At 61.0% G+C, this 12,834-nt stretch carries 8 protein-coding genes; all 8 read right to left on the bottom strand.

Annotation, left to right across the window (positions count from 1 at the left end):
• Positions 1–137: 137 nt before the first annotated feature.
• The 8 genes from B3C1_RS11445 to B3C1_RS11480 all read right to left on the bottom strand — a co-directional run bounded on the left by B3C1_RS11445 (position 138) and on the right by B3C1_RS11480 (position 12,811).
• Positions 138–2,456 (bottom strand): efflux RND transporter permease subunit, encoded by a 2,319-nt coding sequence (locus B3C1_RS11445; protein ID WP_008484960.1) that lies wholly within the window; start codon positions 2,454–2,456, stop codon positions 138–140.
• Positions 2,453–3,469: a WD40/YVTN/BNR-like repeat-containing protein gene (locus tag B3C1_RS11450; protein ID WP_008484961.1), complete on the bottom strand. Its 1,017-nt coding sequence runs from the start codon at positions 3,467–3,469 to the stop codon at positions 2,453–2,455. Before B3C1_RS11450 ends, B3C1_RS11445 begins: the two co-directional genes overlap by 4 nt.
• Positions 3,470–3,516: 47 nt before the next feature.
• Positions 3,517–4,881 (bottom strand): DUF1329 domain-containing protein, encoded by a 1,365-nt coding sequence (locus B3C1_RS11455; RefSeq protein ID WP_008484962.1) that lies wholly within the window; start codon positions 4,879–4,881, stop codon positions 3,517–3,519.
• A gap of 12 nt (positions 4,882–4,893) precedes the next feature.
• Positions 4,894–6,903 carry a DUF1302 domain-containing protein gene (locus tag B3C1_RS11460; RefSeq protein ID WP_008484963.1) on the bottom strand — a complete coding sequence of 670 codons (2,010 nt, stop codon included), beginning with the start codon at positions 6,901–6,903 and terminating at the stop codon, positions 4,894–4,896.
• Positions 6,904–7,134: 231 nt separating this feature from the next.
• A complete protein-coding gene (locus tag B3C1_RS11465) occupies positions 7,135–7,356 on the bottom strand; it encodes a DUF2835 family protein (protein ID WP_008484965.1) in 222 nt (73 codons plus the stop codon).
• Positions 7,357–7,390: 34 nt separating this feature from the next.
• Positions 7,391–9,895, bottom strand: coding sequence for an aminopeptidase N (pepN, locus tag B3C1_RS11470; RefSeq protein WP_008484966.1), 2,505 nt, complete (start codon positions 9,893–9,895; stop codon positions 7,391–7,393).
• A 42-nt stretch (positions 9,896–9,937) separates the two neighbouring features.
• On the bottom strand, positions 9,938–11,392 hold the full coding sequence (gene nhaC, locus B3C1_RS11475; protein WP_008484967.1) for a Na+/H+ antiporter NhaC: 1,455 nt from the start codon (positions 11,390–11,392) through the stop codon (positions 9,938–9,940).
• Positions 11,393–11,434: 42 nt separating this feature from the next.
• Entirely contained in the window at positions 11,435–12,811 is a 1,377-nt protein-coding gene (locus B3C1_RS11480; RefSeq protein WP_008484968.1) for a sodium-dependent transporter, read from the bottom strand.
• Between the last annotated feature and the right edge of the window lie 23 nt (positions 12,812–12,834).

Consider the following 12,834-nt stretch of genomic DNA (forward strand, 5'->3'; position numbering starts at 1 on the left):
CGTGACTCTTGAAAGCAGACACAATTTTATGCCTTTCACAACAAGGTTGCGAGAGGGGAAGGTGAAAATCCCTGTTTCGTCAAGACTGGTGCGACCAGCAGCAATGGCGGGGGCCAGGGGGCCAAGGCCCCCCAACCTCAGCCTCTTCTATTGGGATACAAAACTGCCATTAGTGCGGGTAATACGATAATCGCCCCCAGCATGTTGACCAGAAACATGAACGTCAGTAGCACTCCCATGTCCACTTGGAACTTGAGCGCCGAGAAAAACCAGGTGGAAACCCCTATGGCCAGGGTGACACCGGTGAAGAACACGGCGCTGCCCCTTTCCTTGAGGGCGGCCAGGTAGGCATCAAAGAGCCGGTCACCCTGGCGCAGTCGGTCACTCATGGTGGACAGGATATAGATGCCGTAATCCACCCCTATCCCTACCCCAAGGGCGATCACAGGCAGGGTCGATACGGTCAGGCCTATTTGCAGCTGCACCATCAATGCCTGGGCCAGGGTGGAAACCAGGTACAGGGGCACCACCACGGCAATGGTGGCTTTGATGGAGCGAAAGCTTATCAGGCACAGCACTATCACGGCGCCATAGACATAGAGCAGCATGGGAGTCTGGGCTGCCGCCACCGCTTCGTTGGTGGCGGCCATGACCCCGGCCGGGCCGGAAGCCAATTTAAAGTCCAGGCTGTCCCGGCCCAGTTCGCTGCCATAGGCCTTGGCGGCGGCCACTACCCTTGCCAGGGTCTCGGCCTTGTGGTCGGCCAGGAACAGCATCACCGGCATCACCGAGCAGTTGCCGTTCAAGAGCCCGGAGGTGGTGGGCACCAGGGCGATGGACTGCACCAGGGCCTGGGTGTTGTTGGGCAGCACCCGCCAGCGGGGGTTGCCCTCGTTGTAACCGGCGTTGATGGTCTTGGCCACCGAGGCCAGGCTCACCGCCGACTGCACCCCTTCGACGTTTTCCATGCGCCATTGGAACTGATCGATGGCGGTCATATCCTCGATACGGGTACAGGCCTGGGGTTCGCTTTCCACTATCACCGACATCCAGTCCACCGAGATGGCGAACTTGTCGGTGATGGTGAAGGTGTCCTGGTTGTAGCGGCTGTCTTCATGCAGGGCCGGGGCACCGGCATGAAGATCCCCAATCTGCATCTTGGCACCATACCAATGGCCGAATCCAAACAGCAAAGCGGCTGCCACCAACACCAGGGCCGCCCGGCCCGGGCGCACAAAGCCGGCCACAGCCCGCCACAGCCCTTCCCCGCCCGGCTTGCTGACCTTGGCCAGGTAGCGGGGCGAAAAGCGGGCATAGGACAGCAGCACTGGCAGCAGCACCAGGTTGGTGAGGATGATCACCGCGACCCCCAGGGAGGCGGTGATGGCCAGCTCTCGAATAATGCCGATGTCGATGGCCAGCAGGGTCAGGAAACCGACGGTGTCGGATAGAAGAGCGACCCCACCGGGCACCAGCAGCCGGCGAAAGGCGCTGATGGCGGCGCTTTTACTGTCGGCGCCGGCGGCCACTTCCTTGCCGACGGCATTGATCATCTGCACCCCGTGGGACACGCCGATGGCAAACACCAGGAAAGGCACCAGTATCGACATGGGGTCGATACCAAAACCGATGACGGTGAGCAGGCCCAGCTGCCAGACCACGGCAATAAAGGAACAAGCCAAGGGCAGCAGGGTCAGCAGCCAGGAATGGCTAAACAGGTACACCATCACCGCAGTAATGGCGATGGCGATGGCAAAGAACAGCGCCACGTCCTTGGCGCCGTCGGCCACGTCACCGATCATCTTGGCAAAGCCGATGATGTGGATGTCTATTTCGTCGTTCTGGAACTGCTGGCGAATTTCCTTTTCCAGGCGCTCGGCCAGGGCGATGGTGTCGAGCTTCTCGCCGGTTTCGGGGTCAAAGTCCAGCAACTGGGCGGTGACCATGGCCGAGGAAAAGTCCTCCGACACCAACCGGCCTATGATGCCGGCCTTTTCGATATTGGCCTTGACGGTGGCCATGGCCGCCGGGTTGTGCTCGTCGAAATCGGCGGGAATAACAGGGCCGCCGGCAAAGCCGTCCTCCACCACTTCGGTAAAGCGGGTGGAGGGAGAGTAGAGGGATTTGACCTGGACCCGGTCGATACCGGGAATAAAGAACAGCTGGTCGTGGACCCCTTTCAAGGCGTTAAAGAAAGTCGGGGTGAACATGTCCCCTTTCTTGTCCCGCACCGCGATCAGGATGGAGTTGGCGCCACCGAAGTTCTGCTGGTGCTTGAGGTAGGTCTGCATATAGGGATGCTGCAGGGGAATGTTCTTGGTAAAGGCCGCGTCCATACGCAGCTGGGTCATCATGTACAGGAAAAACAGGGTCAACAGACCGAAGATCACCAGTACCGCCGGGCGGTGCCGGAACACCAGTTTTTCGCCAATGCCCACCAGTCGATTCAGGCTCATCTGTCGTCCTTATTGTTATTGTCCAGGTAATGCAGGCCCTTGTCGGAGGCCACCCAGGTGCCCTGCCCTTGTGGCTCGGCGGCCAGGGTGGCATTGCCGAGGGAGCGGGCCTTGGGCAGGAACAGGTAACCGTCGTGACTCTCGTAGAGGTTGCCGTTATTGGCGGTCAGCAGCAGGCTGCCTCCGGTGCCTGCATCCAGGCCATTGATGGCGGCCTGGCTGTCAAAACGCAGCGCCGTCCAATGGCCGCCGCCGTCACTGGTGCGAAACAGGTGGCCACGCAGCCCGCCAACCAACCAGTTGTCCCTGTCGAGGACGCTAACGGCAAAAAACGACCCCGGGTAGCCGGTGTCCAGGCGCTGCCAATGCTGGCCCTTGTCGGTAGACAGGGCCACCAGGCCCATCTCGCCCCCCAAAAGCAGGGTGTCGCCCTGGCCGGCCAGGGCGTTAAGGTGCGGCTGTGCCGCTTCCAGCTCGGCCTGGTAATCTTCCTCGGAGTCCTCGCGGATCTCTTGGAGATAACTCAAGTCGTCCTCTTTGAGGAAGCCCTCGTGCACTTCTTTTTGCCAGCTTTCACCGCCGTCGCTGGTGCGCAGGAACAATCCGTAGGCGCCCACGGCGATGCCTTCGCTGGCGTTAAAAAAATGCAGGGCCATCAGCGGTTTTTGCAAAGGGGCGTTGCGATAGACGATGCGCCAACTGCGGCCACCGTCCTCGGTTTTGAGCAAGGTGGCATCGTGGCCCGCCACAAAGCCGGTGTCCTTGTCCAAAAAATGCACCTGGGTCAGCAAGGACGATACCGGGCTGACCTGTTGCTGCCATTGACCCTCTTCCAGACGCACTATCATGCCCTGGTCACCCACGGCCACCAGGCTGTCGCCGGCGCGGGCGATGTCGGAAAAGAGCAGCTTGTCGAGGCGCTTGGCGGTAAAGGCCGGTACTTTCAGGGGATCAAGGTCGGCGCCCTGGGCCGGTACAGCCAGTGCCAGGCAGAGTAAAACGGCTTTTTTCATAGGCAATCCACAGCGAGAAAAGCGGCCGCAAGCGGCCGCTGTCAGGATCAACGCAGGCCTTCGCGCCGCAGGGCGGTGGCCGTAAAGTCGTTGTCGTTAAGGTCGGCAGCAAAGTCGTACATGGCTTCCTGGTTATCCAGACCTATGGCCAGGTAGCGGCGGCTTTGCAGGTCGTAGTAGGTCTCCAGGGTCGACCAGAGGGTGGGCACCTCGTAGTAGTTCAAGGCATGGGCCATGGCCACCCGGTAGAGCTGATCGCGGTTATCGTAGATATCGGCGATGGCGATTTGCCAGGAGTCCTCATCGATAAAGAAGACCCGCTTCTTATAGATGTGGCGAAGACCCGGCTTGAGGTTGGCTTCCACCACCCAGACCCGGTGTTTCTCATAGCGCACCAGTTCCGGATTGATGTGACCGGGCTTCAAAATTTGCTCGTAGCTGACCTTGTCCGAATGCAGCTTGTAGCTGTTATAGGGAATGAGCAGCTCACGCTTGCCTTTGAGGGTCCAGTCGTAGCGGTTGGGCGACCCGTTGAACATATCGAAGTCGTCGGTGGTACGCAGGCCGTCCGAGGCGGTGCCCGGGGCGTCATAGGCGACGTTGGGGGCGCGGCGCACCCGGCGCTGGCCGGTATTGTAGGTCCAGGCCTGGCGCGGGGTCTTGACCTGGTCCATGGTCTCGTGGACCAGCAGTGCGGTACCGGCCAGGCGGGCAGGCTCGGTGACCCTTTGCTTGAACTTGAACAGGATGTTGGACTCCTCCAAGGCCGCCGGGGTCACCCCGGGCTCGGAGTACTTAAACATGATCTGCTCGTCGAACTTGATCAGGGTGTAGTCGCCACTGGCAGTCGGGGCCGCCTGGCCACCGTTACGGGTGGCGCCCTTGCCGCGATAGCGCAGGATGTGGTTCCAGATGGCTTCCAGGCCGTTCTTGGGTTCCGGGAAGGGAATGCCCATGGCCACGCCCTTGATGCCGTTGCCCCCTTCCACCAGTTCGGCGCTGGTGGCGTACTGCTTGGTGGCGTCATAGACGGCCTGGGGGAAAGAGGCGCTGCGGCGGGTCGGATAGACCTTCATCTGGAAGGTATCCGGGTAGGTGTCGAACATGGCCACCTGGCCGGGGCTCAACAAGTCCTTGTACTGGGCCAGGTTGGCCTTGGTGATGGTGTAGAGCACCGGATCGTCGGAGAACGGATCCGGGTGATGGTCACCAGGCTTGTAGCCGGCGGGAGCCTTGAGAATGCCGCCATCCCAAGCGGGGATGGAGCCGTCGGCACTGCCGGCACGTTCGGCCCCCAGGGGGGTCAAATCGTTACCCAGGCGTGCCGCTTCCTCTGGGCTGAGTTTGGCCCAGGCCGGGCTGGCGCTTATGGCCAGTGCCACCAGAGACATCATGAGACTGTGCTTTTTCATGATTGGCTTTCCTTAAATCGAGTACTTGACGCTCAGGGAGACGAAGTCCCGGTCATCCAGGCGGTCGGTGGTCCCTACCGCGCCCCAGAATGCCGAGTAGGAGAAATCCACCGACCAGCGGCTTTGGTAGTCGAAATTGACACCGACAGCAGCCTGTTTGCGATCCTCGATAAAGAGGAACATGGGGTCGGGGGTGATCCCTTTGACGTCATGGGAGAAGAAGATCCTCGGCGACACGTTGACCCCGGCGAAGACGTTGGGGTAATCGAACTTGGCCAAGGCGCGATAGCCCCAGGCAAAGTCGTCCGGGAAGGGATTGGTCTCAACGCCGTCTTGCAGCGCCAGGGCCAGGCCTTCCTTACCCGCTATGGGGCCGGAGCGGTCGGTGCCGGGACCGTTGAAGCGCAGTTCGCTCTGGTCCGGCATGTCGTGGATCTTGATACCGCCCACTTCGAACACCAACGCCACGGAGCTGGCACCCAGGGTGGGGCCGAACAGGTGGGTCAGGGTGAACTGGGCCTGGGTGTCGTCCACCAGGCGATAGCCCTGGATGTAGTCCTTAAAGCCGTAATCACCGCCGCCAACAGGGTTAAGCTGACTGATATTGGCCAGTTCCGGGCGGCCCACCTTGGCCAGCTGCTCGGCGTAGGCGGCGTAGATAAGCTCGATGTCATCGACCTGGATAGGCTCGTCCTGGCGGTGGGTTATCTCACCGGAGAAGGCCGTGGTGCCGATGTTGGTGTTGAAACTGAAGCCGTACATCTTGATGTCTTCCGGGTATTCCAGGAAGCCAGTGGTAAAGGACTCCAGATTGTTGATGCTGTCTTCGTTCAAGCCACCACCCAGCGAGGCGATGTAGGCGATGTCAGAACCGATCTTGGTGGGATCGGCGGCGATCGCCGAAATGATCGGCCGGCGGCTGTGGTAGTTCATGAAGTACAGGCCGAACTCGGTGTCGCCCAGTTCCGGGCTGTACCAGTTCAGTTTCAAACCGTATTGGCCGCCGTCATCGGGCTCCCTTTCCCCTGCCCCGCCCTTGGGCTTGAGGGCCACATAGTTGAAGAGGTTGGCCAACTGAGTCGGGTCAGCGTTCAGGGCAGCAGTCAAACCGTCCAGATCCAAGTCGACCCGGCCACCGAAACCGAACTGTACGTTGTTGTAGTAACCACCCTCACCGGCAAAATCGTTGGTGGAGAAATAGGTACCGGGTGAGTCGATATAGATGTGTTCCCAGTCGTACTGGTAGAAGGCCTCGATGCTCCAGTTTTCGTTGATGGCCAGGGACGACCACAACATGCCCACCGGGATATAGGCTTCTTTAAGATCGGCGCCGGGGGCCTTGAGGCGACCCACGTCGATGGGATTGATCTCCGACAGGCCGTGGGGAATAAAGGTGCTCTCGCCCCAGTTCACCACCTGTTGGCCCAAGCGCACACTCAGCACCGTTTCGTCTTCGGCCCCAAAGAACCAGTCGCCGTAGACGTAGGCATCCAGCAGGCGGATGTCCTTACAGGCCAGCTCTTCGGCGTCCTTGTCCCGGCAAGGGTCGGATTTACTACCGGATACCGGGTTTTCCCAGGCAAAATTGCCGTCATTGAGGGCAAAGTCGTAGAAGTACATGCCACGGATAAAGGCGCCGTAGTCCTGGTACTTGATGCTGAGTTCGTGCACCCCTTTGAAAACGGTGCTGAAGTTATCCCACTTGTCGAAGTTCAAGTCGCCGTTGTCGCCGTTGTTGGAATAGGCGCCACGGGACATCCAAACGTCGTTCTGTGGATAGGTGTAAGGCGATGTCCAGCGGAACTGCGGCTGGTTGGCTTTACCGATAAGATCCATGTTGCGATCTTCTGCGCGCCAGCTGGCGCCCAGCGAGAAGGTGGAATCGAATGACACCTCCACCTGATCTTCATCACCCAATGTGAAACTGACGGCCTGGGCCTGCATCGACATCATGCCGAACAAGGCCACCGTCACGCCCATGGCCAGAGGATGTCTGGCAAAGCGTTGAGGCTCCTTTCTCATAACTCTCCCCCTGTATTGCTGCTGGTCAGTTGAATTTGTTGTTTTTAAATGGCGCAGGACCACTACTGCAACATCATCTTTACAACAGCCAAGGCGGGGCTGCAACTAGGCTTTGGCTACAAGATGCTGAATTATGTAGGGGTTTATCGCCGTAATGGCACTGACTTCTGTGCTGCCAAGGCATCATAACAGGTCACACCTCTGACAACAATTGGCAACAATTTTGCGGGATTAAGGCAACGGGTAAAGGCGCTGGATGCGGTTCTGAGAGTCCAGTTCCACGGCAAAACGGCCATGAAGGCCGCTGCCTTGGAGATAGGGCCTGAGGTGGCGAAAGGGAATGGAGAGCAGCTGGCCGCAGCGGGCGCGCACCAGCAAGCGGCTGTCAGGCCGCTGGTAGGCGGCCTCCAGCTCGCTGTAGTCGAAGGCGAAAGAAACGACGAATTGGCGCATGGCAAGGGGCCCGGCTTCAGCCGGGCCTGCTGGGTTAGCCAGCCAGGGCCTTGTCCAGCAATTCTCCCAGGTCGGCCGACAGCGCCGGGTTGGCCTTTAGCCCTTCAAAGAGCTTGCCAAGGGCGGCCTGGCGCTTGGCGTCAAAGCGGCGCCATTGCAGCAAGGGCCCCACCATGCGAGCGGTGGCCTGGGGGTTGATGGCGTCCAGCTTCGGCAGCACCGCCTCCAGCCAGCGGTAACCGGCCGGGCTGTGGCATTCCGGGTTGTGGGCGATAAAGGTGCCGAACAGGGCCCGGGTGCGGTTGGGGTTGGCCCAGTTGAAAGCCCCTTGCTCGGTCAGGGCCGGCATCCGTTTCAAGGCCCCATCCCGCTGGCCTTGCAGCATCAGCCACTTGTCCAGCACCTGGGGGTTGTCTTCGAAACGCTCGGCAAAGTCCTTCAGCAAGCCCTCGGCTTCTTTGAGTTCCCCGGCCACGGCGGCAGTCAGGGCCCCTTGACGTTCGGTCATGTTACGGGCGCTGTGGTAGCGGTCTTCCACCGCCTTGGCCAGGGGCTCTGCCAGCAAGCTGAGCAGGCTGTTGGCCAGGGCCCGGGCGCCTTTTTCCCGCACGTCCTTGACCATCTGGTAACGGCCATGAACTACCGCAAAGAGCTGGTCCTGGACCCGGCTGCGCAGGCGCTGGCGAGCCGCCACCAGACCGTCAAGGTCGATGGTATCGAACCAACCCTGCATGGCGCTAAGGCCTGGTACCTTGAACAATTCACTTTCCAAGAAGGCGTCGGTCAGGGGCTGGGAGGCGATGTTGTGCAGGGCTTCAAGCCAGAGGTAAAGGGCCTGGTGCTCCTCCCCCTTGAGCCAGGCTTCCACCAGCCGCTGCAAGAGGCGCTCGGCGGCGTCCACCCGCACAAAGCCGTCGGAGGCCGAGGTCATCAGTGCGGCCAGTTCCTCGTCCGATTGCTCAAACACCAATTTTACCGGGGCCGAGAAGCCGCACAGGGGCGCCAGCACCGGCTTTTCGTCAAACTGGCCAAGGGCAAAGATCTGCTCGGCGCCGTCCAGCTGCAATACCTGGCGGCCGTGGCCGATAAGCTCGATGGCAAAAGGCAGGGGCAGCGGCCCCTTGGCTTTCTGATCGGCGGTGGCCGGGGTGTGCTGGCTGAGCTTAAGGCCATAGTGGCCCTGCTCCCAGACTTCCTTGACCGCTACCACAGGGGTGCCCGACTGGCTGTACCAGCCTTTGAAGGCACTCAAGTCCACCTGGTTGGCGTCGGCCATGGCGTCTACGAAGTCGTCGCAGGTTACCGCCTGGCCGTCGTGGCGCTTGAAGTAGAGATCCATGCCGGCCCGAAAACCGGCCTTGCCCAACAGGCCGTGGAGCATGCGAATGACTTCGGCGCCCTTGTTGTAGACGGTGACGGTGTAGAAGTTGTTCATCTCCGCTACTGCCTGGGGGCGGATGGGGTGGCTCATGGGGCCAGCGTCTTCGGCAAACTGGATGGAGCGGATCACCTGGGCTTCTTTGATGCGGGTGGCGCTGGAACCGGCCCAGTCGCTGCTGAACTGCTGGTCGCGGAACACCGTCAGCCCCTCTTTGAGGCTGAGCTGGAACCAGTCGCGGCAGGTAACGCGGTTGCCGGTCCAGTTGTGGAAGTATTCGTGGGCGATGATGGCGGCGATGTTGTCGTAGTCCTGGTCGGTGGCAGTGTCGTCATCGGCCAGCACGTACTTGGCATTGAACAGGTTCAGGCCCTTGTTTTCCATGGCCCCCATATTGAAAAAGTCCACCGCCACTATCATGTAGCGGTCCAGATCGTATTCCAGGCCGTAGTTTTGCTCGTCCCAGGTCATGGCGCCCTTGAGGGCGTCCATGGCGTGGCGGGCCTGCAGGCGCCGCCCCTTGTCCACGAAGATCTGCAAAAGCACTTCGCGCCCGCTCTGGGTGGTAAAGCTGTCTTCCAACAGATCAAAGTCCCCCGCCACCAGGGCAAAGAGGTAACAGGGCTTGGGGTGGGGGTCGTGCCAGGTGGCAAAGTGGCGGCCGTCTGCCAAGGCGCCGCTTTCCACCAGGTTGCCGTTGGACAGCAACTGCGGGAACGCGGCCTGCTCGGCAATCACCTTGGTGGTGTAGACCGCCAGGACGTCGGGCCTGTCCTGGAAGTAGGTGATGCGGCGAAAGCCTTCGGCCTCGCATTGGGTGCAAAAGGCGCCGCCGGACTTGTACAGGCCCTCGAGGGCGGTGTTGGCCTCGGGGTTGATCAGGGTCACCACTTCCAGCACGGCGCTGTCAGCACTGATGTCCACCAACAGTTGGCCGTCTTCAAAGCGCGGATCAACGGCCTTGCCGTCCAGGGTCAACGACACCAGCTCCAGATGCTCGCCGTCCAGGCGCAGCAGGGTGTCTTGCCCTGCCCTTTTCAGGGTGCTGGTGGCGGTGACCTTGGTCTGGGTGTCGTGGAGCTCAAAGCACAGATCCAGGGTTTCGACGGTAAAAGCCGGGGCACGATAATCCGACAGGCGTTTTACAGGCTTCTTGGCCATGGGGACTCCTTGCGCGAAGAGCCCGGCGTTGCCGGGCTCATGCTATGGGTTGCTGTCCTGCTGTGGTGGGGTTAACCGCAGGATCTTGACCCCGAGGTAGGCGTATATTACCGCCAACACCGGGTTGATGAGATTGAAGAAAGCATAAAGGAAGTAGTCCGCCGGGGAAACCAGCAACACCGAATGCATGTAGGCGCCGCAGGTATTCCAGGGCACCAGGGGCGAGGTGATGGTGCCGCCGTCTTCCAATGCCCGGGACAGGTTGACCGGCGCCAGCCCCCGGCGCTCAAACTCTTCTTTGAACATGCGCCCCGGCATGACGATGGCCATGTACTGGTCGGCGGTCAGCAGGTTGGCGCCGATACAGGTGCCGATGGTGGCCATGATCAGGCTGCCTGCGCTCTTGGCGGCCCCCAGTAATCCCTGGATCAGCCGGCGCAGCAAACCGGTGCGCTCCATCACCGCCCCAAAAGACATGGCGCACATGATAAGCCAGACGGTATTGAGCATGGCGCTCATGCCGCCGCCGGAGAGCAGCTCGTCCAAGGTGACGTTGCCGGTTTGGACGCTGATGCCGCCATAAAGGGTGCGCCACACCAGTTTTAGGGCGGCCAGCAGGCTGTCGTCCCCGGCCAGCTTGGCCACCAGCGGGCCTTGAAAGACAAGGGCCCAAAGTCCCCCCAGCAAGGCGCCGATAAAGACCGCCGGGAAGGCCGGCATCTTGCGGATGGCCAGCACCAGCAGCACCGCCAGTGGCGTCAGGTGCCAGACGGCAATGTCAAAGGTGCCGGACAGCCCCGCCAAAATGGCGCTGATCCGGGCCTGGTCGGCCTGGCCATGGATACCAAGGCCCAGCACCAGGAACAGAATAAGGGCCAGTACGAAGGACGGCACAGTGGTCCACAGCATGTAACGGATATGGGAAAACAGCTCAGACCCCGCCACCGCCGGCGACAGGTTGGTGGTTTCCGACAGGGGGGATAACTTGTCGCCAAAATAGGCGCCGGACACTATGGCGCCGGCGGTAATAGGCAAGGACAGCTCCAGCCCCCCCGCCACCCCCATCAGCGCCACCCCTATGGTAGCGGCCGTGGTCCAGCTGGAACCGATGGACAAGGACACCACGGCGCAGATCAGGCAACTGGCGGCATAGAAGAGCCCGGGGCTTAACAGTTGCAGGCCAAAGTAGATAAGGCTGGGCACGGTGCCGGCCAACAGCCAGGTGCCGATCAGGGCGCCGACGGCCAGCAGGATCAACAAGGCCCCCAGGGAAATACTGATGCCCTTGATGATGCCCTTCTCGATATCCCGCCAGCGGTGGCCGTTTTTCAGGGCAATCACCGCCGCCGCCATGGCGGCCAGCAGCAGGGCTATCTGGTTGGGCCCATAGGAGGAGTCGTCATGAAACAGGTTCACGGACGCCGCCAACAGGGCAACGAGAATGGCCACCGGAATAAGGGCGTCAAGGAGTGACGGGGCGCGGGGTTCAGTGCTCATCAGAATCTCTTGGCGGGCGGCTTGGCGCCGCCCGCTGCCGGGTTAAAGTTGGATGATGCCGGTCAGTTGCAGGAACACCAGCAGTATGGCCAAAGGCGCCAGGAACTTGATAACGGGATGCCAAAGCCTGAACACCGCCTTGGCGTCAATCAGCTCGGCCATTAACCCCTTGTTGGCCACCCAACCGGTGAACAGCGCGATCAGCAGGCCGCCGATGGGCAAGGCGATATTGGCGGTGAAGTAGTCGAGCATGGTGAAAAAGTCGCTCTTGCCCCAGGGCATGGCAAATTGGCTGATGGGCAGCTCGGCCACCGAAGCGATGGTGCCAAGGGACAATAGCCAGATACCGAAGCCGGCGGCAAAGGCGGCGCCCCAACGGCTAAAGCCGCGCTTTTCCACCAGCCAAGCTACAGAGGACTCAATCAGCGCCAGGGCCGAGGTAAAGGCGGCAAATACCAGCATGATAAAGAACAGGGTGCCGACAATGCGCCCTCCCGGCATCTGCCCGAAGGCGATGGGCAGGGTCTGGAAGATAAGGCCGGGACCGGCCCCGGGCTCGAGGCCGTTGGCAAAGACGATGGGGTAGATGGCCAAGCCAGCAATGAGCGCCACCAGGGTGTCGAAGAAAGCGATCCACAGGGAGCTTTTGGCAATGGACACCCCTTCGGGCAGGTAGGCGCCGTACATGATCATGATCCCCGAGGCCAGGCTCAGGGTGAAGAAGGAATGGCCAAGGGCCACCACCACGCCATTGATGCTGAGCTTGGAGAAGTCCGGGTCGAACATGAAATGGAAGGCCGCGCCAAAGTCCCCTTCGCTGGCGGCGTAACCGGCGAGGATCAAAAGGATCACGAACAGCAGCGGCATCAGCGCCGACACCGCCCGCTCCAGCCCCGCCTTGACCCCTTTGCCGATCACCAGCACTGTGGCCAGGATCACGGTGCTGGTCCAGCCCAGCAGGGCCCAGCCGTTGCCGGTCAAGCCGGCAAAAAGATTCGCCACCGCCTTGGGATCGCCGCTGCCAAACTGCCCTGCCCCGGCCTTAAAGATGTAGGCCAGGGCCCAGCCGGCGATCACCACGTAAAAGGACAGGATCAAATAACCGCTGATCACCCCCATCCAGCCCACAAAGCCCCACCAGGCAGGCTTGCCTGAGGCCTTGGCCACGTCGCTGACCGAGTGGCCAGGGGTATGGCGGCCCTGCTTGCCGATGGCCACTTCCGCCATCATCACAGGAACACCGATAAAGACGATACAGAGCAGATAAACGAGGACGAAGGCGCCGCCGCCGTTCTCGCCCATGATGTAGGGGAATTTCCAGATGTTGCCCAGGCCCACGGCTGCCCCGGTGGCCGCCAGTATGTAGGCGAAACGGTTTGACCAGCGGGTGGAACCTTTCTTGGCGTTGGCTTGCTGCATGTGCCTTCCTTGTTGTTATTGTT

The sequence above is a fragment of the Gallaecimonas xiamenensis 3-C-1 genome, assembly GCF_000299915.1.
GTDB lineage: Bacteria > Pseudomonadota > Gammaproteobacteria > Enterobacterales > Gallaecimonadaceae > Gallaecimonas > Gallaecimonas xiamenensis.